This window comes from Acetobacter ghanensis (assembly GCF_001499675.1).
In the GTDB taxonomy this organism is placed as follows: domain Bacteria; phylum Pseudomonadota; class Alphaproteobacteria; order Acetobacterales; family Acetobacteraceae; genus Acetobacter; species Acetobacter ghanensis.
Map to the genome: position 1 here is coordinate 342,896 of NZ_LN609302.1, position 22,972 is coordinate 365,867.

At 60.5% G+C, this 22,972-nt stretch carries 18 protein-coding genes and 2 pseudogenes; 1 reads left to right on the top strand and 19 read right to left on the bottom strand.

Annotated elements, in window-relative coordinates:
* The 3 genes and pseudogenes from AGA_RS01640 to tsaE form a co-directional block, all read right to left on the bottom strand.
* A partial coding sequence (locus AGA_RS01640) for a UvrD-helicase domain-containing protein (RefSeq protein ID WP_059024578.1) occupies nt 1-2,511 on the bottom strand: 2,511 nt, incomplete at its 3' end.
* A pseudogene (addB, locus tag AGA_RS01645) lies at nt 2,508-5,583 on the bottom strand (double-strand break repair protein AddB). The pseudogene addB and the gene AGA_RS01640, both read right to left, overlap by 4 nt.
* Nucleotides 5,580-6,038 (bottom strand): tRNA (adenosine(37)-N6)-threonylcarbamoyltransferase complex ATPase subunit type 1 TsaE, encoded by a 459-nt coding sequence (gene tsaE, locus AGA_RS01650; RefSeq protein ID WP_059022712.1) that lies wholly within the window; start codon nt 6,036-6,038, stop codon nt 5,580-5,582. Before tsaE ends, addB begins: the two are co-directional and overlap by 4 nt.
* 434 nt (nt 6,039-6,472) lie before the next feature.
* Here tsaE and AGA_RS01655 point away from each other — a divergent pair, with 434 nt between their 5' ends.
* Nucleotides 6,473-7,240 carry a response regulator transcription factor gene (locus AGA_RS01655; RefSeq protein ID WP_059022713.1) on the top strand — a complete coding sequence of 256 codons (768 nt, stop codon included), beginning with the start codon at nt 6,473-6,475 and terminating at the stop codon, nt 7,238-7,240.
* A 20-nt stretch (nt 7,241-7,260) separates the two neighbouring features.
* Here AGA_RS01655 and thiD read toward each other — a convergent pair.
* The 16 genes and pseudogenes from thiD to AGA_RS01735 form a co-directional block, all read right to left on the bottom strand.
* Nucleotides 7,261-8,095 (bottom strand): annotated as a pseudogene (thiD, locus tag AGA_RS14415) (bifunctional hydroxymethylpyrimidine kinase/phosphomethylpyrimidine kinase).
* An 18-nt stretch (nt 8,096-8,113) separates the two neighbouring features.
* The gene (gene glmM, locus AGA_RS01665) at nt 8,114-9,472 is read right to left on the bottom strand and encodes a phosphoglucosamine mutase (protein WP_059022714.1); all 1,359 of its coding nucleotides are present in this window, start codon (nt 9,470-9,472) and stop codon (nt 8,114-8,116) included.
* A 148-nt stretch (nt 9,473-9,620) separates the two neighbouring features.
* Nucleotides 9,621-10,652: a dihydropteroate synthase gene (gene folP, locus AGA_RS01670; RefSeq protein ID WP_059022715.1), complete on the bottom strand. Its 1,032-nt coding sequence runs from the start codon at nt 10,650-10,652 to the stop codon at nt 9,621-9,623.
* 96 nt (nt 10,653-10,748) lie between these two features.
* The gene (gene ftsH / locus AGA_RS01675) at nt 10,749-12,674 is read right to left on the bottom strand and encodes an ATP-dependent zinc metalloprotease FtsH (RefSeq protein WP_059022716.1); all 1,926 of its coding nucleotides are present in this window, start codon (nt 12,672-12,674) and stop codon (nt 10,749-10,751) included.
* A gap of 118 nt (nt 12,675-12,792) precedes the next feature.
* Entirely contained in the window at nt 12,793-14,121 is a 1,329-nt protein-coding gene (gene tilS / locus AGA_RS01680) for a tRNA lysidine(34) synthetase TilS (RefSeq protein ID WP_059022717.1), read from the bottom strand.
* Nucleotides 14,122-14,127: 6 nt separating this feature from the next.
* A complete protein-coding gene (locus tag AGA_RS01685; RefSeq protein ID WP_231945894.1) occupies nt 14,128-14,982 on the bottom strand; it encodes a tol-pal system YbgF family protein in 855 nt (284 codons plus the stop codon).
* Nucleotides 14,983-15,127: 145 nt separating this feature from the next.
* Nucleotides 15,128-15,601, bottom strand: a complete 474-nt coding sequence (gene pal, locus AGA_RS01690; RefSeq protein WP_059022718.1) for a peptidoglycan-associated lipoprotein Pal — start codon at nt 15,599-15,601, stop codon at nt 15,128-15,130.
* Nucleotides 15,602-15,919: 318 nt separating this feature from the next.
* Nucleotides 15,920-17,284: a Tol-Pal system beta propeller repeat protein TolB gene (gene tolB / locus AGA_RS01695; protein ID WP_059022719.1), complete on the bottom strand. Its 1,365-nt coding sequence runs from the start codon at nt 17,282-17,284 to the stop codon at nt 15,920-15,922.
* A 25-nt stretch (nt 17,285-17,309) separates the two neighbouring features.
* Nucleotides 17,310-18,317, bottom strand: a complete 1,008-nt coding sequence (locus AGA_RS01700) for an energy transducer TonB (RefSeq protein WP_172793709.1) — start codon at nt 18,315-18,317, stop codon at nt 17,310-17,312.
* A gap of 32 nt (nt 18,318-18,349) precedes the next feature.
* Nucleotides 18,350-18,781, bottom strand: coding sequence for a protein TolR (gene tolR / locus AGA_RS01705; protein WP_172793710.1), 432 nt, complete (start codon nt 18,779-18,781; stop codon nt 18,350-18,352).
* A gap of 2 nt (nt 18,782-18,783) precedes the next feature.
* Nucleotides 18,784-19,524, bottom strand: coding sequence for a protein TolQ (tolQ, locus tag AGA_RS01710; protein ID WP_157065270.1), 741 nt, complete (start codon nt 19,522-19,524; stop codon nt 18,784-18,786).
* Nucleotides 19,525-19,621: 97 nt separating this feature from the next.
* The gene (gene ybgC / locus AGA_RS01715) at nt 19,622-20,035 is read right to left on the bottom strand and encodes a tol-pal system-associated acyl-CoA thioesterase (protein WP_059022722.1); all 414 of its coding nucleotides are present in this window, start codon (nt 20,033-20,035) and stop codon (nt 19,622-19,624) included.
* Nucleotides 20,032-21,108, bottom strand: a complete 1,077-nt coding sequence (ruvB, locus tag AGA_RS01720; protein WP_059022723.1) for a Holliday junction branch migration DNA helicase RuvB — start codon at nt 21,106-21,108, stop codon at nt 20,032-20,034. The genes ybgC and ruvB overlap by 4 nt, the downstream gene beginning before the upstream one ends.
* Complete coding sequence (gene ruvA / locus AGA_RS01725) at nt 21,105-21,713, bottom strand: Holliday junction branch migration protein RuvA (protein ID WP_059022724.1); 609 nt, start codon at nt 21,711-21,713, stop codon at nt 21,105-21,107. Before ruvA ends, ruvB begins: the two co-directional genes overlap by 4 nt.
* Nucleotides 21,710-22,216: a crossover junction endodeoxyribonuclease RuvC gene (gene ruvC / locus AGA_RS01730; RefSeq protein ID WP_059022725.1), complete on the bottom strand. Its 507-nt coding sequence runs from the start codon at nt 22,214-22,216 to the stop codon at nt 21,710-21,712. The genes ruvA and ruvC overlap by 4 nt, the downstream gene beginning before the upstream one ends.
* 2 nt (nt 22,217-22,218) lie before the next feature.
* Complete coding sequence (locus AGA_RS01735) at nt 22,219-22,968, bottom strand: YebC/PmpR family DNA-binding transcriptional regulator (protein WP_059022726.1); 750 nt, start codon at nt 22,966-22,968, stop codon at nt 22,219-22,221.
* Nucleotides 22,969-22,972 lie beyond the last annotated feature (4 nt).

A 22,972-nucleotide genomic window follows, 5' to 3' on the forward strand; every position in this document is an offset into this window, starting at 1 on the left:
CTGCGCCCAGAACAGCCTATCCTCAAACCGGGGAATACCGACTGTGTCGGGCAGAATAACCAGCCGGGCCTGCAACCCCTTGGAGCCATGCGCCGTCATAACCCTGACCGCGTTACCCCCTGCTTCGGCCTCACGCTTGACGGTTTCCTCCGAATGGCGGAGCCAGTGCAGGAACCCCTGCAAGGAGGGCGGGTGCTGCTCCTGATACCGCAGGGCGGCGGACAGCAGTTCGTCCATAGGTTCTGCTGCTTCCGGCCCCAGCCGCGCCAGCAGGCGTGCACGCCCCCCGTGCTGGCCAAGGGCTGCGCACAGCAGTTCATACGGGGTCAGATAATCCACCCGGCCAAACAGGGCGTTGAGCATCTGCCACGCCTGTGCCCACTCCGCCCGCTGCGCATGGCGCTCCCGTAATGTGGACCATAACGGCGCACCGGGTGTACGCCCCACGGCCAGCGCCATCAGACTATCATCCGACAATCCACCCAGAGGGGAAGTCAGCACGCAGGCCAGTGTAAGATCATCCTGCGGCAGCAGCAGAGCGGCGCACAGGGCCATCAGGTCCTGCACCACAAGCTGGTCCGCAAGCCCGGTACGCACCAGCGTTGCCACTGGAATGTTGTGCCCTTTGAGCGCGCGGACCAGCAACGGGACAAAAGAGGACCGGCGCGGCACCAGCACCAACACGTCTGCCGGGGTCAGGGCTTTCTGCCCCGGTGCGGGGGGAGCAGCCAACTCGCGCGCAATGGCGCTGGCCAGCGCATCGGCCAGCTTCTGCCGTGGGCTTTGCCGGGTGGCGTTTACGCCAGCTGGCTCCCACGGGCTTATGCTGTCCTCCGCCCCTTCCACCTCGGCCAACGGCCATAACTCCACACGCCCACCCTGGCCGGGGCGGGCCGTAATATGGCGCATGGCGCGGCCCTGCTCCTCCGCCACGCCACGTGCGGCCTGCGGGTCGGCAAAAACCGCATCAACCAGTTGCAACACAGGCGCTGTGGAACGGAAGGACACCGTCAACTCCGGCTCCCGCCACGGCATGCCCGCAGCCTGCGCCCGCTGTTTGAAGCGCGCCCGCCAGCCCCGGAATTCTTCAGGGTCAGCACCCTGAAAACCGTAGATGGACTGCTTATAGTCCCCCACCGCAAAAACGGTGCGCGGCCCTTCCTCCTGCGTGCGTGCGCCTTCACCCGCAAAAAATTCTTCTGTCAGGTCACCCGCAATACGCCACTGTTCGGGGGATGTGTCCTGCACCTCATCCAGCAGAAGGTGGTCTATACCACCATCCAGCTTGTACATGACCCATGCGGCCCCCGGCTCCCGCAGGAGGGAGAGGGTGCGGTGGATCAGGTCATCATATTCCATTTGCCCCTGCATGGCCTTGCGCTGGTCAAACAGGTTGGCCACGGGGGCGGCCATTTTCAGCAACGCAACGCCCAGACGGGCCAGTTGCCGGGCGTTCAGGCCTTCTTCCACCGCCAGAATACGCTCGGCTTCTTTTTGCAGCGCCTCGGCCAGATCTGTATATTTTTCCGCCTGCTTGGCGGAAAGCAGGCCCCGGCTGCGCAACTTGCCATCTTTGGTCAGCAGGCCATTGCGCCACACATCCCATTGCGCAGCTCTTGCAGCAGGGGGCTGGGCCAGCCAGTCCAGCAGGGTATGCACGTTGGCCTTCACTGTGGCGGAACCTTCTTCCGCCAGTAAACGCAGGCCATCCCGCAACACGGCCTCGCCCTCAAACCCGGTGCAGGCAGCTTGCAGAACATCCTCATCCGTCTGCTGCAAAGCCGTTGGGGGTAACTTAAGCACCCGGCACAGCAACGCCTGCGCCTGTTCGGGCTGGGCACTTACAAGCTCGCGCGCGGCTTGTGCCCGGCCATCCCGCCGGAGTGTGCCCGCCAGCGCCACAAAATCTCCCAGCCCGATCTGCCCGGCCAGCGGGGCGACCGTCGCGGGGGCCTGACCGGCCAGCACCATTTCCACACAGCTTTGCAGGGCCAGTGCTGCGTCTGTTTCCTCCATGACCGTAAAATGCGGGTTCATGGAGGCCTCAAGCGGAAAGCGGCGTAAAAGCGACTGGCAAAAGGCGTGAATAGTGCCAATGCGCATACCGCCGGGCAGGTCCAGCACCTCGGCAAACAGGGCGCGTGCTTTGCGCCTTGTCTGCTCCGTGCGGGGAACGGACAGGGCTTCCAGCTCTGCATCAAGCCGCTCATCCGGCAATGTAACCCAACGACCAAGGCGGTTTTGCAGGCGAATGGCCATTTCCGCTGCTGCGGCCTTGGTAAAGGTCAGGCATAGAATACGTGCAGGTTCACTGCCCGGCACAATGGAACCATCGACCTCCACCCTTGGCAGCATAAGCCGGAGCAGCCGGTCAATCAGCAGTTTGGTTTTACCACTCCCAGCGGACGCCGAAACAAAGACGGACGCCGTGGGGTCGGACGCCATGGCCTGTTGCTGGTTAGCCTGCGTAATGGCGGTATGCAACGCGCCCTGAGCCGTGCTGGTGGTCATGCATCCGTCTCCATGCGCCCTGTGTTCCACTCCGGCACACGGGCCAGACGGGCGTAATCCGCAAAGCGAGGCTCCTGCCCCGGATGAGGGTGGGAGAGGTAAGGCTGTGCAGGGTTGTCATACGCAGCAATACGAACCAGCAGGCTTTGCCATGTGTGTTCGGCCAGATCGGTCAGGTCGGGATAGTCCTTGGAGGCCACGGCCACTTCCTCCCCCGGCTCCGCGCCACCCGTCAAACGCCAGTAAATAAGGCCGCCAATTTCCGCCACACCGGGGGCTGCGGCAAACCCGCCACGCAGCAGCATGGCGGCCTCCAGCGGCAACTGCGGGCTCCAGCCGGACAGCACATCCCGCATGGAAGGCAGCATTCCTGTTTTGTAATCCTGCACAATCACGCGGCCCTGCGCGCCAAGCTCCACCCGGTCTGCCCGACCAACCAGCCGGAAAGGACCGCCCGGTGCATCTGGCACCACAACAGCCCCTGCAATTTCGGTCAGAATGGCTTGCGGCACGCCGTGGGTAGCACGCCGTTTTTCTTCTGCCTGTGCAACCCAGCCTGCTATGCGCTCCAGCCGGGGCGCCCACCATGCTTGCAGAGCGGGGCGCAAGGCCTGTTCGGCAAGGCAGGCTTTGAACATATCCGCCAGTTTGCGTTCCGCATCGGCTGGCCACGACACACCATAGGTTTTGACCCACCGTTCCAGCGCGTCATGCACGATCATGCCGTAATCGGAGGCATCCGCCCCTCCTCCAGCTCCGGCATAGGGTCAAGTTTCAGAATATGACGCGCATAAATGGCGTAGGGGTCGCGCATCCATGTTTCTATTTCCGTAACGCTCAGGCGGCGCGGGCGCAGGGAAACATCTGGCGTGGGGCGCGGCGGAGCCACCGGCATGGCAGGGCCATCCGGCTGGTCCAGTTGCGCCAGCCAAGACAGAACCGGATGTTCGGGCACGCTCCCCCCCAACCCGCCAGAAAGGCGTCCAGCCGGGTCAGCCAGCGGGCTGGCACCACGGGTGCTCCCTCCCGCCTGCGAGCGGAAGACAGAACCACATGGTCCGCCGAGGCCGCCATGGCAAAAAAGTCATGCGCGGCTTGCCCCACGGCCTGTTCAGGCGGGGGGAGGCCTACCCGCTTGCGCATGGGGCGGCTCATCCACGGTCCCGCATCGGGCGCGGGGGGCCACACCCCTTCGGACAGGCCACCCAGAATTACAGTTTCCGCCGTTTGCAGGCGGGCTTCGAACAAGCCCCAGATCAGCACGCGTGGGTGCAGGGCCTGCGGGTTGTTGCCCCTGCGCGTTGCCACACGTTCCTGCGCCAGTACGGCAGTCAGCAACCCGTCCAGCACGGCGGGAGGCTGGGGCGGCAACACATCTGTTGCCAGCATAAGTTCGCTCAGGCGGGACGCCAGCAAACTGCCATCTTCCCCTTTCCATAACCGGGTGGCGGCGTCATCCTCATCCGTGCGGGCAAGGCGCTCCACGGTTGCCACAAGGGCCGCCAGCAGGTCGGGCACCGCCGCCTGATGCCGTGTGCCCGCAACCCCGGCCTGCACGGCTCCTTCTGCCTCGTCCCACCCCAGAACAGGCTCCAGACAATGGGCCAGCCGTTCCATAAAGGCTGGCAAGGGTTCGGGGCCAAAGGGGCGGTCTGCGGTTTCCCCTTCCGTTATGCGTTGCCGGTCTTTTTCCCTCCGGGGTTCAAGCCTGTCCCTTACGGCGGCGCACAGCCCGGCAAAACCGGGCACGGGGGACGGGCCACGCAGCACGGCACGCTCAAGCAGGCGGGCTGTGGCACGGCACACACCGGGGGCGAGACCACAGGCCACCAATGGATGTTTGAGGACAGAAAGCAGGGCCACCGGCGTAAACCGGCTATCCACCGCCTGCGCCACCAGCCTGAGCAGAACAGCCACCGGCGTATCCGCCAGCGTGGCCCCTGCACTGTCATCCGCCAGAATACCCCAACGCTCCAGCTCTGTGGCAACGCGGGCAGCCAGCCCGCGGTCTGGAGTCACCAACGCAACCCTGTGGCCGGGCTGCTCAATAGCGTCCCGCATAATCATGCTGATGGCCACGGCTTCTTCCTGCTGGTCAGCGGCCTCAAACCGGCTGACATGCGCCAGTTCCACCGGTCCGGGTTTTGACCAGTCATCCAATGCCGCGGCAGGCAGCATAATACGGGACAGCACCGCCGCACGCGCGGGCTCGCCGCCCGGCGCATTCCATACCTGCACGTCTTCACGCCGGGTTTCTAACGCGGCCAGCAGGTGGCTCATACCGGCCTGCGGGTGGCTATCTGGCAAGGTGGCAAACACATCCTCGGGCATGAGCGTATCCAGCCCCGGCAGAATGACCTTACCCTCTGGGCAGGACAGAATAGCCTGCAGCGCTTCTGCCGTGGGCGCCATGGCATGGGTAAAACCGGCAGCCCATAACCGGGCCGTCTGCCCCTGTTCCCCCATAGTCCGCCACAACCGCGCCTGAGAGGCCAGCAACGCAACCTGCCGGGCCACGGGGTTGATCAGCCCCTGACTTTGCAGCCATGCGGGCCATGCCGCCGTCACGATTTCCAGAAACTTAAGAATAATCTGCCAGTGTTCGGCAAAACTCTCCTGCACCGCATCTGGCAGGCGCTCAAGCAGGTTCACCCCGGCCCACTCGGCCTCGTCCATCAACTCCGCCAATGCGCGGGCCAAAGGCCATGCCTGATCCAGCGTGGGGCGGGTGCCAAAGGCACCATCGGCCTGCAAAATAAGCCGGGTTAACACGGCCAGCCGGGTCATACCGGTTACGGCTGGTGGCAAGGCAAGAGCATCCGCTCCACCACAGACGGACAGCCCCAGTTCGGTTTCATCCAGCGCACCAATGGGCATAATGCGGGGCAGCAACATACTGCGCCCGTCCATGCGCCGTAAAAAGGCCTCCGTTAACGCACGGGCGGCCCGGCGGCCGGGCAGAATAATTGTGCCTTCCCCCATGGCTTCCGGGTCATGCCCCGATGCCTCTATCCACCGCCCGGCCAACTGGTCGAGAAACGGCAGATGCGCGGGAATGGTGGCGACCTTCATGCCCCGTTCTCCGGGCCTGCGCCGCATGATGTTGGCAAACGCCCCGGCCACCCAACAAGAGTTGCAGTCCGGCTGCCATCCTCCGCAACGTCCAGTGTAAGGTGCAGGGCATGGGGGGGCATCATATCCTCCAGCCGTTCGGGCCATTCGACCAGCATGATGCCCTCGCACGCATCATCCCACCCCAGTTCATCCAGCTCATCCGGGCTGCTCAGGCGCCACAGGTCAAAATGATAAACCGTGGCCACGGGCGCATCATACGCTTGCACCAGCGTATAGGTCGGGCTTGGCACTTCCAGCGCCGGGTCTGCACAAACACTCCGCAAAAAGGCGCGTGCAAACACGCTTTTGCCTGCCCCCAAGGGGCCAGACAGCAAAATGGCATCTCCGGGTTGCACAAGACCTGCAAGAGTTCTGGCCAGTTGTGCCGTATCGGCTTCGGTTTTGAGCAACATGACCGCTTTCTACTCCTGCTCCCTCATGGACAACCCTTTATGCCCAAAGTCCAAGATTGTCCTTTTTCATATCAGGCTGGAAGCGAAAAGGGTGAAGCAGTGAATTTGTAAATTTTTTACAAACATGAGATTTGTTAGGAAATACTAAAACCCAATGCAAATAACAAACCAAAATACCGGAAAAATTACTTAACATTTGTGTGTTTTATATGCCATTTTCATGGAACTCCATGTATATTCGGAGCGTGCACGTAAAAATCCATTTTGAATGTATCTTTTTAGTTATGATTTAAGTGCATATCTGCCATTAGTAATATAATAAAAATATTATGAATTTGTGTTTATTTTTTCTAAAAAACACGTAAAGGTATATCCACACGAACACAATACAACCACAAGGTGTATAGCCTTCCTGCTGCTACGTGAGGCCCGTCATGCGCATCCTGTTTGCCGAGGACAAGTTTACCTCCAGCCGCGTCATTCTTTCAGCCCTTAAAAAAGCTGGATTTGCCGCTGATCTGGCCCGGTCCGGCCAGAATGCCATAGAATTACTGCGCAATTATGACTACGGCCTAGCCATTATCACCATGACGTTGGCGGATATGGATGGGTACACCATTCTCAACACGCTCCGCACGCTCAAGGTCACCACACCGGTTATCATGCTCTCCAGCGTGAATACACCAGACGCCAAAATCCGTGCCTTTACCCTTGGAGCAGATGACTATCTGGCCGAACCCTTTGAACCCGCCGAACTGATTGCCCGTGCACAGGCCATTTTGCGCCGCTCAAACGGTTATGCCCACCCGGTTGCACAGGTTGGCGCACTGACCTTGAACCTGAACAACCACACGGTGACGTATGAGGGGCACCCCCTGCACCTGACTGGCAAGGAATTTGCTATTCTGGAACTGCTGGTCCTGCGCAAAGGCATTGCCCAAACCAAGGAGACATTCCTCAACCACCTCTACGGTGGGCGGGATGAGCCGGACATCAAGATTATTGATGTGTTTATCTGCAAACTGCGTAAAAAACTCCAGACTGTTGGAGCCGAGGACCTGATTTCCACCGTATGGGGCCGAGGTTACATCCTGCATGACCCGGATGCACAGCCACCTGTTCCGTCCTCTCTGGCAACCCTCTCCCAACTGGCCACAACGCCAGAGCGCGCGATGCGCCAGTTGCAGGCCGTAGGAGACTAACGGACCTACTGCCTGCTCTCTTATACGGGCCGGGTCGCCGGGTGCCATGCGTGCGCGTGCCACAAAGGCCCCGCGCCCTGCCCCAGTTCCGGCGCCTGTAAAATGGCGTTGTACACGTAATGGCGTGACTGCCTGACTGCCTCTGGCAAAGTGAGGCCCTGTGCAAGGGTCGTGGCCAGAGCGCTTGCCAGTGTACAGCCCGTACCATGCGTATGCCGGGTTGCAATGCGTTGCCCCGCAAACTCCGTAAATCCTGTATGATCCAGCAGAACATCCACCAGATGTTCCCCGGCCATATGCCCCCCCTTAAGCAGTACTGCGGCCCCCGTACGCTCACGTAGCCAGAGGGCCGCTGCCTTCATATCCTCCACGGTATGGATGGATTGACCAGTCAGCTTTTCCGCCTCTGGCAAGTTAGGCGTGATGAGCGAGGCAAGAGGCAGAAGCGTTGTGCACAAGTAGGCCACAGCATCCTCGGCTAACAGGGCCGCCCCCCCTTGGCACCATAACCGGGTCCACAACAACCACCAGACCCGGCAGTTTCTGTTTAATTTCTGCTATTTCTGCGGCAACTGTCCGTGTTTCCGCCACGCCGCCCAACATGCCGGTTTTAATGGCGTCCACACCAATATCGTCCACCACACAACGGATCTGATCTCGAATAAACGGAAGGGGCACAGGCAGAATGCCATGCACGCCGCATGTGTTCTGCGCTGTTAAGGCCGTTATGGCCGTCATGGCGTAACCACCCAGAGCGGTAATGGCTTTAATATCCGCCTGAATACCCGCCCCACCACCAGAGTCGCTCCCTGCAATGGACAGAACTCTGGGGCGTGAAGGGGCGGCAACGTCCATATCGGCTTTCTCTTTTATTCAGGCAGGCAGGGCCACTTTTTCCAGCACAGCGCACATCTGGCTCACGGCTTCGTCCACCAATGCGGCATCTTCCGCTTCAGCCATAACGCGTACCAGCGGTTCCGTTCCGCTACGCCGCAACAACAGGCGGCCATGCCCGGCCAGCTTGCGCTCTACCTCGTGCTGGCGCTGGCGCACTTCATCCGTATCCAGCGGGCAGGCCCCTGCATAGCGGACGTTGCGCAACTTCTGCGGAAAAGGCTGGAACAGGCGACATACCTCGCTAGCAGGCCGTCCGGCCTCTACCAGCACGGCCAGAATCTGCAAGGCGGCAATCAGCCCGTCACCAGTCGTGGCGAAGTCCGTCAACACCATATGGCCGGACTGCTCGCCCCCCACATTAACGCCCCGCTCCAGCATCCGTTCAACCACGTGCCGGTCCCCGACTGCCGTGCGCTCCAGCCCAACACCCATGCTTTCCAAAAACCGTTCAAGGCCCATGTTGGACATAACCGTAGCCACCACGGCATTGCCCACCAGACGGCCTTCCGCAGCCCATGACCGGGCAATAAGAGCCAGAATCTGGTCACCATCAATCAAGCGGCCAGTTTCATCCGCTATCAGCACCCGGTCTGCATCACCATCCAGTGCAATGCCAATGTCCGCACCATGCTGCACAACGGCCTTGCACAGCGCCTCCGGGTGGGTGGAGCCACATTGTTCGTTAATATTCACGCCGTTGGGGTCACACCCAATGCGAATAACCTCCGCCCCCAGCTCCCACAACGCGGTAGGCGCAACCCGGTAGGCCGAGCCATTGGCGCAGTCGATGACGATCTTCATACCATCCAGCCGCAGCTTGCGGGGGAAGGACGATTTAGCACTTTCAATATACCGACCGGCTGCATCATTCAGGCGCGAGGCACGGCCAATCTGGGCCGGGTCTGCCATATCCGCATGCAGATCGGTTACCATCAGGTTTTCAATCGTGCGCTCATCCTGATCGGAAAGTTTAAAACCATCAGGGCCGAACAGCTTGATCCCGTTATCCCCAAACGGGTTATGGGAGGCGGAGATCATGACCCCCAGATCGGCCCGCAGGGAGCGGGTAAGCAAGGCAATGGCTGGGGTGGGCAGAGGCCCCACAAGTGTGACATCCATACCGGCGGACAGAAAGCCGGAAACCAGCGCGCTTTCGATCATATAGCCGGACAATCTGGTATCCTTGCCCAGCAGCACGCAGTGCCGGTGGTCCCCCCGCCGGAAGTGCAGACCAGCCGCCTGCCCCAGCTTCTGAGCAATTTCCACCGTCATGGGGGTAATATTGGCCGTGCCCCGAATACCGTCTGTTCCGAAAAATCGCTTCATAATACTCATTCCATTCCGCAGTCGGCAATGGACCTGAATACTCTGGCCGTTGCTGGCGGAAACTCCTGATCCTGTCCTGCCCATCTTTCCTAAAACGGTTTCCTGTTGGAAGAAACCATGTTCGGACGACAAAAAATATTTTTAACTTACAGTGTGTTCAAGCGCCATACACGCCCTGCCACACCCGCACCCCCTGCGCCATGGCAGCCACATTATGCACCCGCAAAAGTGGGTTCCCAAATGGCAGGGCCGCCAGAGACGCCGCAACCGTACCGCTGTCACGTTGCGCGGGATCCGTAACGCCCGTTAATGCGCCAATCATCCGCTTGCGCGAAAGGGCGCAGACCACACGGCACCCCAGATTGGCCAGCAGGAGAATACGGCGTAGCAGAGCGGTGTTCTGCTCGTTGGTTTTTGCAAACCCAAAGCCCGGATCAACCATCAACCGGCCACGGGCAATACCGGCGGCAACCGCGGCATCCACCCTCTGCCCCAGTTCACGCACCACGTCACAGGCGACATCGGTATAATGGGTGTGCTCCTGCATGGTCTGGGGCGTGCCACGCATATGCATCAGCACAACGCCACAATCTTTATCCGCCAGCAGAGGCAGGGCATCCGGGTCATGCTCCAGTGCTGAGACATCGTTAATCACACGGACTCCTGCGGCCAGCGCCCGCTCCATGACCAGACTATTCCGCGTATCCACCGAAAGCGGCACATCCGGCAGGGTGTGGCGCAACCCTTCCAGCACCGGGGCAACCCGCTCCCACTCCTGCTGAGGCGAGATAACCTGAGCACCCGGCCGCGTGCTCTCGCCCCCTATGTCCAGCATACCGGCGCCATCATGCACCATCTGCCTGCCAGCGTGCACGGCGTTTTCCGCCTGCAAATGCTGCCCTGCACAGCTAAAACTATCCGGCGTTGTATTGAGAATACCCATAACCAACGGGCCAGAAGGCAGCCCCGCATCCGACACGGGAGAAACGAGGCGCTGCACCACCGGGAGCCACGTATTGGGCACGGCGCCAACTGGCATGGGGCCAGAAACCTTGTCCCCATCAATCAGCAGCACAGTTGTAAACGCTGCGGTACTGTTCTGAAGCGGCAACGCCACCCCTTGCTGTATGGCGGCCTGCGCCATCTGCCCGAACAGTAGCCCCATAGGTTCAACCAGCCTGCGCCACATACCTTTTGTCCTCTTTTATCGTCCCCAACATACAAAAGAGGCGGCACTGGGTGCCGCCTCTTCCGCTTTATGTCCGCTTACTACCGCACCCTGCCATTAGCCGGGCTGAGGGGCGGGAACCGCGCCGCCACCATCAGCCGGGTCGGAAGAAGGAACTTCTCCCGTTACCTGCGGCACGGAAGCACGGCGGTTAACCGGGCCATCTTCTGCTTCTTCCGGCCGTTCAATCGGCTGACCACGCATGATCTGGCGAATGTCCTCACCCGTCAGCGTTTCATACTCCAGCAGGGCTTCGGCCAGACGATGCAGTTCGTCCACGTGGTCATGCAGGTAATTACGGGCCTGCACATAGGCTTCATCAATCAGGCGTTTGACTTCCTCATCAATGTCTCGCGCCGTCTGTTCGGAGAAGTTGCGCGAAGCACCAAAGAAGCTGTTGTTCTGATCGTCATCCGCATAGGCAATCATGCCCAGCTTGTCGCTCATGCCCCATTCGGTCACCATGCTGCGGGCCACGCGGGTTGCCATTTTAATGTCCCCCATAGCGCCGTTGCAGATGTTGTCCTTCCCGTAGATCACTTCTTCCGCAACACGCCCGCCCATGGCCACAACCAGATGCGCGATGGCGTTCTTCTTGCTCATGGAAAGCCGGTCATCTTCTGGCAGACGCATGACCATACCCAACGCGCGACCACGCGGAATAATGGTCGCCTTATGGATAGGTTCGCTCTCCGGAACCAGCACGGCCGTAATGGCGTGCCCGGCCTCATGGTAAGCAGTGCGCTTTTTCTCGTCCTCACTCATCACCAGCGAGCGACGTTCCACACCCATCAGCACCTTGTCCTTGGCGTCTTCAAATTCACGCATAGACACCGTGCGGCGGCCAAGGCGCGCGGCGGACAGAGCGGCTTCGTTAACCAGATTGGCCAGATCCGCGCCAGAAAAACCGGGGGTGCCACGGGCAATAATGCGCGGGTCCACATCGGATGCCAGAGGCACCTTGCGCATATGCACCCGCAGGATTTTCTCACGCCCGCTAACGTCGGGGTTCGGCACCACAACCTGCCGGTCAAACCGGCCGGGACGCAGCAATGCGGGGTCCAGCACATCCGGGCGGTTGGTGGCGGCAATCAGGATCACACCCTCATTGCTTTCAAAGCCATCCATTTCCACCAGCATCTGGTTCAGGGTCTGTTCGCGCTCATCGTTACCGCCGCCCATGCCTGCACCACGGTGGCGGCCAACGGCGTCGATTTCGTCAATGAAGATAATGCACGGTGCGGACTTTTTGCCCTGCTCGAACATATCCCGCACGCGGGAGGCACCAACACCGACAAACATTTCCACAAAGTCGGAACCGGAGATGGTGAAGAAGGGCACATTGGCCTCACCCGCAATGGCGCGGGCCAGCAGGGTCTTACCCGTGCCGGGCGGGCCAACCAGCAGCACACCTTTGGGAATTTTACCGCCCAGACGCGTAAACTTCTGCGGGTCCTTGAGGAAATCCACGATTTCCTGCAACTCGCCCTTGGCTTCATCAATGCCAGCGACGTCTTCAAACGTCACGCGGCCGTGCTTTTCGGTCAGCATCTTGGCACGAGACTTGCCAAAGCCCATGGCGCGGCCACCGGCCCCCTGCATCTGGCGCATCATAAACAGCCATGCCGCTACCAGCAGGATAATGGGCAGGGAGTTCAGGAAGTAGCGCAGCAGCGGGCTACCATCCTGCTCCAGCGGCTTGGCCACAACCTCGACCCCTTTGCCCACCATGCGCGAGACAAGGGAGGGGTCCATGGGCGCGTAGGTCTCAAACGCTGTGCCATCGGTCAGCGTGCCGGAAATATTGTGGTTCTGCATGACAACAGACCGCACATGCCCGGAATCAATATCCGCCACGAAATCGGAATATGCCAACTGCTGGGCGGCATGCTGCGCCGTGCCCGGCTGGAACATGTTCACAAGTAACAGCAGCAGCAGGATAATGCTGACCCAAAGCGCCAGATTGCGACCTAAATTGTTCATCTTGCCCGAGTGTCCATACTTCTAGTGCGTAAAGCGCCGGAGTGTCCTGCCATCTTGCCCGGCGCCCGGGGAAAAAAGCAACCTTTGCTCTTATAAATGGGATGCCTGAACCGTTTTCCTAGCCCACGGGTCCCACATAGTCCTTGTTGTGTACTTTTTTGCACCCGTACACACCCATTCCGGTTGCGGGAACAGGCGGTCTGAAATCAAAAAAAGCACCATCCCAGTCGGCTGAAAGACTCCAGCCCAGATGCGGCACGCAAACCAGTTGCCCCTGCCACCATAAGGCTGGCAGCCCCGCGCAGAACAGGGCGGGCCATCCGCCACGGGTCTTACGAGGCAACCCATAACCTGCCGCCCCAACATATACCCCGCAACGCAACAGGGCAGAAGGGGCATGCAGCACAAAGCGGCCATCCCACACAACGCCGGGGCTGGCCGCAACCGGAGCCGCAACCCCGGCCTGCTCCCGAATGAGAAACCACTCATCCCGCCATCTGACAAGACGGGTGCCCGCCAGAGTGGCTGCCTCCCCCTTTTTGCACACCCGCTCTACGGCAGCAGGTGCCGGAGGGTAGCGCAGCCCCCCCACCGTGCGGATGACGGCCGAAAGAACAGCCGGTTCTGGCAACGCAGCCCCCAGCCCGACCCAGCCTTGCGGATAAAACGCACAAGTCCGCGCCAAACTGGCCGCATTGGCCTTGTCCCGCTCCATACGCTGCCACCCGGCATCCATGGCAAGACACCAGAACTGTTCGGACAGCCCACCCTCATGCAGGGCAAAGCGCACACGCACACGCTCGGCTTTCATATCCAGATTAGATGGGTCATCCACCCACGCCTGCCCGGCCTTGCGTAACGTATTGCGTAAGGCTGCGCGGGAGACCCCAAGCAGAGGCCGCACAAGCCGGACATCCGGGGTGTGGCTGATCCACCCCATAGCCGCCAGACCATCCGGCCCGCTGCCTGCGTTGGATCGCATCCATGCCGTCTCGGCCTGATCATCGGCCTGATGGCCAAGCAGGAGGTCCACGCAACCTGCCTGCTGGCAGGCTTCCACCATACGGGCATAGCGGGCCGTGCGTGCACGCGCCGCTATGGCAGGACCTTTTGCCAGATCTGTTAGGGTAATCAGCCGGGCCGGCACATCCATATGGGCCAGACGTTCCAGCGTAAGCTGCGCTTCGGCTGCGGATTCTGGCCGTAATCCGTGGTCCACGACAAGAGCCAGCAAATTCCTGCGCCAGCGCCGGGCCAGCCAGGCAAGGGCCAGACTGTCCCCCCCACCGGAAACAGCAAGGGCAACAGGCGCCTGGCCCGGACTATCCTCTACCCAGGGGCCAAGGCTTTGCAAAACCGCTGCAAACCATTCCGGCGAGACCGGCTGGTCCGAAAAAACCGGCCGATGAGCAAACAGAACCGGAATATTCTTACCCCCAGCAACCAAAAGGCATCAGCTACAGCCGCCCTTACGCCCATAAATTTCCGCAGCATGGGCCACACGCGGTGCGGGGGAAGGAAATTCGTTGTTCAGCTTACCCAGCGCCTCACACGCAGACTTTTTGTCCCCCAACGCCAGCAGGGAGGCGGTAACGCCCAGCAGGGCATCGGGCGCCCGCGCACTTTTGGGAGACTGGCGATAGGCGTCGTAATAGGCCACGGCAGACTGGCGATACTGCTTTTGCCCAGCGAGCGACTGCGCCAGAAGGAACTGGGCATCCACGCGGAACGCCCCCTTGGCACTTTTAAGCGCTGCCTCTGCATTGTCATGCGCGGTGTCATAATCACGCTTCTGCAGAGCGGCTTTACCTGCACTCAACAAGGCATCCGGCGTTGTGGGGCGTGCTGCTGCCGTATCTGCCGCTGCTGCTGCGGGGGCAGCAGCCCCTGCACCAGCCGCACCGGCCTGTGCTGCAAACTGGCTATCCGCCATCTGCTTGGACAGGGCTGCCGTTTTTTGCTGCAAATCGTTAGTCAGCTGGTCAATTTCGCCACGCATGTCGCGCTGCTGCTGTTCCAGCGTGTTCACCCGGTCCAGCAACTGGGACACAAGGTCCCCATTGGCAGAGGACGAGGAGGACGGCGTGGCGGATGGAGGCGGCAGCGCTCCCCCGTCTGCCTGAGACGCCTGCATCTGGCTCATGCTCTGTTTGAGCGCCAGAATCTGGTTTTGCAGGGCAATGCCTTCCCGGCTTGTAACGTCCTGTGCGTGACCGACCGGGCTAGCGGTGCCCATAAGCACCGCGGCCAGCCCCGAAAGCACCAGACCATGGCGGACAACGCGTACTGCTTGAATCCGGGACTTCATTAGAACCTCACCCCATCCATAAAAGACGGGCAAGAATTCCATCATTCCTTCCCGCAAAACAAGACACGAAATACAAAACAGGCCGGGCTTTTTGGGCCCGGCCTGTTCCGCTTGATCAGTCAGATTTCAGAAAAGTCTGAAAACCTTACTTCACAGCCGTAATGGCGTTACGGTTCTGAGCCCAAGCTTCTTCGTTGTCACCCAGAGCCGTGGGACGGTCTTTGCCGTAAGAGATGGTGGAAATACGCGAAGAGGTCACACCTTTGGCCACCAGGTAGTCGCGTGCAGCGTTTGCACGGCGCTGACCCAGAGCAATGTTATATTCTTCGGTGCCGCGGTCATCGCAGTTGCCTGCAACTTCAACGTTCACCTGCGGATACTTGGCCAGCCAGTCGGCCTGCTTCTGCAGGGTTGCCTTGGCGTCTTCGCTCAGGCCGCTCTTGTTCAGGTCGTAAAATACGCGGTCCCCTACGTTGGCGACCAAGTCAGCTTCGCTGCCCGGCACCGGGCCAGACGGCTGAACAGCCGCGCCGGTGGAAGCACCTGTGTTTGCATTTTCGTGCGCACAGGCTGACAGAAGAGCAACCATACCAAGCGCAGCAACAACTTTCAGTCTCATGTGTCGGATCCTGAGAATTAGCCATAGGGCTATTCGGAGAAAAGAAGTTAATAACCTTGTATCCCCGCGTATTCTTCTGCTCCCCTCCGAACCCTTCGAAGAGCCGACGAATTTTGGAGACCATTTCGCCGTAAGCCATAGCTTTAGCGACCGGTCAAGCGTGTTCTCTGTTTCTCATATCAGCCATACCTTGACTGATACCCAAACAACACACTCCAGCCTTACGCACACTAGGCCCATTTTGCGAAATTATAAAGAAAATTACGGCGAAATTATGAAAACTTCTCCCGCCCAAACACTGGGCGGGAGAATAATCCATCACCCATTCAGGGGGGACCATGCCGGGTCAGATGCCCCTTCCGGCGTAGGCAGAACACGGTCATTGAAGCCCGTAATATCAACCATGCCGATGGTGGAGCTAAACCCGCTCCCACCCGCGCCGGCGCGGCTCTGGCGGCAATAGGCCAGCACACGCCCGTTGGGGCAGAAGCTCGGACTTTCCACCGTAAAGCCTTCGGTCATAATCCGCTCACCAGACCCATCAGGCTGCATAACCCCAAGCGAGAACATACCCCCTGCAATACGGGTAAAGGCAATCAGATCCCCACGGGGGGACCATACGGGTGAACCGTAGGTGCCCTGACCGTAGGAGATACGCTGCGCGGTCCCACCACCAGCAGGCATGATGTAAAGCTGCGGGCTGCCGCCTCGGTCTGAGTTGAACACGATCTTGGAGCTATCCGGGCTGTAACACGGGCTAGTGTCAATCGCGCCCGAGGCCGTCAGCTGCCTGCGCGCGCCCGAGGCCAGATCGACCGAATACAGGTCAGACCCACCATTGCGGGTAACAGACAACAGGACCGAACGCCCATCGGGAGAAAAGCGCGGGGCGAACGAAATGCCTTGGAAATCCCCCAGAATCTGCTGCCGACCGGTATTGAGGTCAAACAGATACACCCGTGGCCGGTTATTGGCGTAGGACATAAAGGCGATCTGGTCCTTGGCAGGGCTGAAGCGCGGCGTCAGCGTCAGCCAATTCCCTGCCGTCAGCATACGGGCATTGGCACCGTCCTGATCCATGATGGCCAGCCGTGTGCGCTGGTGCCCACGCGGCCCGGAACGGGAGATAAAGGCGATACGGGTATCAAAATACCCTTTCTCACCCAGCATCCGTTCGTAAATCACGTCCCCTACAATATGGGCGATACGCCGCCAGTTGGCAGCGGACGTGGTATAGGCCGTGCCCTGAATCTGCTGCTGGGTCAGCACATCCCACAGGCGGATTTCCACCCGCACGGACGCGCCGCTTCCTGCAACGCTGCCAGTAACCTGCGCATGGGCCCCAAGCCCCTTGGCCGTGGCAAAGTCCGGCTTGGCCGCAGTGGACGCACCGGGAATGACCTTAAACAGACCAGTGTTGTTGAGGTCGTTGGTCAGCACCTCCGCCATTTGCTGCCCAAGCCCCCCACCAAAATCGGGGATGATAATGGGAATGGGGGCCGTACGGGCCTGGTCAACCGTAATTTCCGCCTCTGGCGCGGCAGAAGCAGCAAAGGCGGCCAGCGGCGTGGCCATAATGCCCCCTGCGGCAACGCTGGCACCAAGCAGGGTCCGGCGGCGCAGCGCGCCCACCAGAGCATCTGCGTCCTGATCAGAGATAAGAGGCCGGGTACTCATCAACATGTGTTTTCCTCCGTGTGGCCTGCTTTTAAGGCCTGAAGACAAATTTGAGTTGCCGGGGCTGGCCAAGCAGCTCCTCGGGAATGGGCAGTTTGGCGCATGTGGGGCTCAGCACGGCTGCCCGTGCGCGCTCCGCCAGTGCGCGGTAAGATGCATCCGCGTTCATACGGGCCTGTGTTTCCGGCGCGAACTGCACAATGCGTGCCTCGCCCGTTGCGTCCACAGTCACCACCAGATGGGCCACAAAGCTGGCGTAGTCCTTGGCTGCCGTATCTTCCGAATAGCAACGCCGGACGGATGCCCCTATGGCCTTCTGCTGCCCAACGCTCAGGCTGCCCGTAATGTTACTGCCAACAGGCGACCCACCCCCATTGGGCGCTCCCCCGGCCTGCGGGTTGGCGCGGGCTTTGGGTGCGTGTGTCTGCTTCTGGTCCGAGCGGAAGGTATCCAGCGTTTCCAGCAGCGAATGGGTGTCAGGCTCGCTCTTCTTGGCCTTGTTAGGCTGCGTAATGTGCGATGGCACCACCGTATCGGGCAGCGTATCCGTCTGCTGCGTCATGGGGGATGGCGGAGCCACACTGGGTGAGGGCTTGACCGGCGCAGGAGGGGACGGAGGCGTTTTAACGGCCTCTGGCGAGGGTTCCTCCGCCTTGGGTGGCAAGGGCACATCCGGCAGCGGCTCCGCCTCGGTCTGGGGCGGGGGTGGCACAGGCTGCGGCGGTGGAGGAGGCGGAGGAGGCTCCTCGTTCGGCACATCCTTGGGCGGTTCTGGCGTAGGGGGTGCGTCCTGCACGGCAGGGGCTGGCGGACGCGGCTCTTCCGCAGGCTTTTCCGCCTTAGCGGATGGCCCACCATCCTGCGCGTCCGATGGTTCGAACTCCATCTCCACCGTCGGCTGCGGCGGTTCTTCCGGCGGCCGCGGTGTTGGCAGAGAGATCAGCAGTGCCACCAGTGCCGCGATATGCGCCGCACCAGACACATAAAGGGACCGCCTGAGCAGGACCTGATCAGACCGGCGTGGCCGTGCCATGGGCATCGTATTCGTACCTCTCCACCCGACCGGATGGCTTATTGCCCGGCGCTGGCGGGTTGCTGCGCCAGCAGAGCCACATGCGTAAATCCACCTGCGGTAATCTGCCCCATGACCTGCATGACCTGCCCATAATCTATGTGGGCATCCCCCCGCACAAAGATGCGGTGTTCGGAGTCATTGTTCGCTGCGGCTTTGAGCTGGGCCACAAGCTGGTCCGTGGTAACAGGCGTATCCCCCAGGTAAAGGCTGCCATCAGCCTTGATGGATACCGTAATCGGCTTGTTGTCCGAGTTGACCGGCCGCGCATCGGTTTTGGGCAGGTCAACATTCACGCCGCTGGTCATCATGGGAGATGTGACCATGAAGATGATCAGCAGCACCAGCATGACGTCCACCATGGGGGTCACGTTGATGTCGGCCATCGGACGCCTGCGGCGGCGACGGCTCCCTCCAGACGGCATGGCCATGCTCAGACCCTTTCTTCAGACTGGCGGGAGAGAATGGCCGCAAATTCGGTGCCAAATCCTTCCAGACGGTCTTCAAACAGGTCCAGACTGTTGCTGACAACGTTGTAGGCGACATAAGCGGGAATAGCGGTCAGCAGGCCAATGGCCGTTGCAAACAGCGCTTCCGAAATACCGGGGGCCACAACGCTCAGATTGGTGTTGTGTTCAGCCGCAATGGAGCTGAAGGAGTGCATGATCCCCCACACCGTACCGAACAACCCGACAAACGGTGCCACCGGCCCCACGGTTGCCAGAAAAATCACCCAGCGGCGCAGGCGATCCATCTCCCGCGTGATGGTAATGCCAATGGCGCGGTCCACGCGCTCCTTGACCCCGCCTCGCACCAGATCCACACCGGGAATACGGGCTGAACGCCGCCATTCACCCATGGCAGCACCAAACACGGCGGCCATCGGGCTTACGGGTTTTGCACCATCGCTTTCGTACAGGTCATCAAGGCTGCCACCGGACCAGAACCGGTCCTCAAACCCAGAAGCCGCGCGGTTGATCCGCCGAATTGTTACAAACTTGTCGATAATAATGGCCCAGACCATGATGGAGCACAAAAGCAGCCCCAGCATGACCAGCTTGACCACAAGCGAGGCGTTCATAAACAACGCCCAAACCGACAGGTCTCCCGCCGCGCTCACGCCGAGATTTGCCGCATCAACCGCACGATCCAATAATGCCTCCTGCCTCTGCACCCGTTGCGGGCCACCAGTCTCCGACTCGGGCGAGATTCCTCACGGCCCAACACTGCTGCTTCTTACTGTTTTCCGTAAAAAAGCAGAAGAGGCGCTTTTAGTCCTTTGGTGCCAACCGGGTCAGAAGATCATGCCATAAAGGCGGAAATCGGGCAGGACGCCCATCTGCTGCACGCACACATGCCAGCCCTACGTCCACCTCAGCCGAAACATCGTCCCCACGAGTTATAATCTGTTCCAGCCGGCAGCTTGCGGCCCGCAGGGATGTCAGCCGTGTTGTTACGGTCAGCACATCATCCAGCCGCAAGGGCATGCGGTAGGTCAGTTTGGCGTCATGCACCACAAAGACCAGCCCGTAATCATGCAAAAGGCCCGAGGCAGGCATACCGCAACTGCGAATGGCCTCGGTTCTGGCCCGTTCGGCAAAGGCCAGATAGCGGGCATGGTAAACGATGCCGCCTGCATCCGTATCTTCATAATAAACGCGAAAATCTATCGAGTGGCTGCTCATGGAGCTTCCTCATCATCCGCCAGAAAGTCCATCTGGGGTCCGGCAGTGTTTTCAGGCCGGGGTGGGGGCGTCAAGCCTAGATGCAGCCAGCCACGCTCGCCCAGTACGCGGCCACGGCTGGTGCGCAGGACCAGCCCTTCCTGAATAAGAAAAGGTTCAATCACATCTTCAAGAGTATCGCGCGATTCGGCCAGTGCTGCCGCCAGCGTTTCCACTCCCACCGGGCCACCGTGATGGTACTCGGCTATGCGCCGCAGGTAACGCCGGTCCATGCCATCCAGCCCCAGCGCGTCCACCTCCAGGCGGGTCAGGGCGGCATCGGCCACGTCCACCTCGACCACCTGCCCTTCGGGCACGGAAAGGGAGGCAAAGTCACGCACCCGGCGCAGCAGTCGCCCGGCAATACGGGGGGTACCACGGGAGCGGCGTGCTATTTCCATGGCACCAGCGGCAGACAGTGCAAAACCCAGCTTTTCCGCCCCACGCGCCACAATGCGCGAGAGTTCCTCCGGCGTGTAAAACACCAGCCGGAGCGGAATACCAAAACGGTCGCGCAAAGGCGTGGCCAGAAGTCCTGCACGGGTTGTGGCGGCCACCAGCGTAAAGGGGGGCAGGTCAATCCTGACGGAACGGGCTGCCGGGCCTTCCCCAATAATCAGATCTAGCTGGAAATCCTCCATCGCAGGGTAGAGAATTTCCTCAATCGCGGGCTGGAGGCGATGGATTTCGTCAATAAACAGCACGTCACGCGGTTGCAGGTTGGTCAGGATAGCCGCCAGATCGCCCGCACGCTGGATAACCGGGCCGGATGTAGCGCGGAAGCCTACCCCCAGTTCGCGCGATACAATCTGGGCCAGTGTGGTTTTGCCCAAGCCCGGCGGGCCATGCAGCAGCACATGGTCCAGCGCCTCGCCCCTGTTCCTGGCGGCATGAATGAAAACGGACAGGTTTTCACGACTGGCCTTCTGCCCCGTAAAGTCGGACAGTGTCTGGGGCCGTAAGGCGGCCTCGCCAACATCCTCGCTCTGACGGGAGGCATCAATCTCCCGTTCAGGGGTAAATTCCGGAGTCATCGCGCCAGATCCTTCAGGCTGTCACGCAGCACCGTGTCCAGCGTGGCGTCAGGCCCACTGGCTTCCATAATGCGGCGCACAACGGGGGCTGCCTCCATACGGCGGAACCCAAGCCCTGCAAGCGCCATAAGGGCGTCGGCCTCAATGCTGCCAACGGGGGTCGCCATAACCGGCACACTAAAGCCGCCCTTGCTGCCGGGCATTTTACCTGCCTTGTCACGCAGTTCGGTCAATATCCGTTCGGCAAGGCGGCCACCCACACCGGGGGCACGCATAAGGGTGGCCTTATCGGCCGTGGTCAGTGCGGCAACCAGCTCACCAGCAGAAAGGGCGGACAGAATACCCAGCGCCACCTTGGCCCCAACCCCCTGCACACCCGTAAGCAGACGAAACCACTCCCGCTCCGCACTTTCGGAAAAACCGTAGAGCAGGATGGCATCCTCACGCACCACGGTTTCGATCAGAATCCGGGCTTTTTCAGGCGGGTTTGGCAGGGCTGCCAGAGTACGGGTGGAGGCGGCAACCAGATAGCCCACCCCGTTCACATCCACCACACAACTGCCCAGATCCACCTGAATGACCAGCCCGCATAAAAACGCAATCATGCCATTCTGACTCCGGCTGCAATGTGGCGGGCACTTGCCCTGTGGTGTGCGTGGCAGATGGCAACGGCCAATGCGTCCGACGCATCGGCCCGAATAACCTCTACCCCCGGCAGCAGCCGGCGCACCATCATTTCCACCTGTTTTTTATCGGCTGAACCCGTGCCAACCACCGCCTTTTTAACCGCCAGCGCGCCATATTCAGCCACACTCAGGCCAGCAAGGGCCGGAGCCAGCAGGGCCACGCCGCGGGCATAACCCAGCTTGAGCGTGGCAGCACCGTTGCGGTTAACGTAGGTTTCTTCCACTGCGGCTTCTGCGGGCTGAAGGCGTTCTATCAGCCAATGCAGGTTATCGTGCAGGACCTTCAGCCTGTCTGGCACGCTGTCCGCACTATTGGTGGCGATAACGCCATTTTCCACATGCCGGAGCCTGTTGCCCTCGACATCGATCACGCCCCACCCTGTAAAACGCAGGCCGGGATCAATGCCGAGCAGACGTACCACAATCAGGCCGACAGTTTTTCCGCCAGATCATCCGGCAGGTCAAAGTTGGCATAAACGTTCTGGACGTCATCATTGTCTTCCAGAACATCAAGGAACTTGAACAGGCTGCGGGCCTTTTCCTCATCCAGCGTCACGGTGTTTTCGGGACGCCAGTCCAGCTTGCCACTTTCGGCCTCACCAAACCGGGCTTCCAGCGCATCCTTGACTGCAAAGAAGGATTCGACCTCGCACGTGATCTCGTGCCCGGCTTCGGTGGAAACCACGTTTTCGGCCCCGGCCTCAATAGCCGCTTCCAGCATATCATCTTCAGATGCAACGGATGCAGGATAGGTAATGACGCCAAGCCTGCGGAACATGAAGGAGACGGAATTGGTTTCCCCCATGGAGCCACCGCATTTGGAAAATGCTGCCCGCACTTCAGACGCGGTGCGGTTGCGGTTGTCCGTCAGGGCTTCCACAATAACCGCCACACCTGCGGGGCCGTAGCCCTCGTAGCGCATTTCCACGTAGTCATCGCCACCAGCGCCACCCGATGCCTTTTTGATCGCACGCTCAATGGTGTCCTTGGGCATGTTCACGTCACGCGCAGCCACAATAGCAGCACGCAAACGGGGGTTAGCGCTGGGGTCGGGCAGGCCGGACCGTGTGGCCACGGTCAGCTCACGAATGATCTTGCCAAACTGCTTGGCGCGCTTGGCGTCCTGCGCACCCTTGCGGTGCATGATGTTCTTGAACTGGGAATGACCAGCCATATTC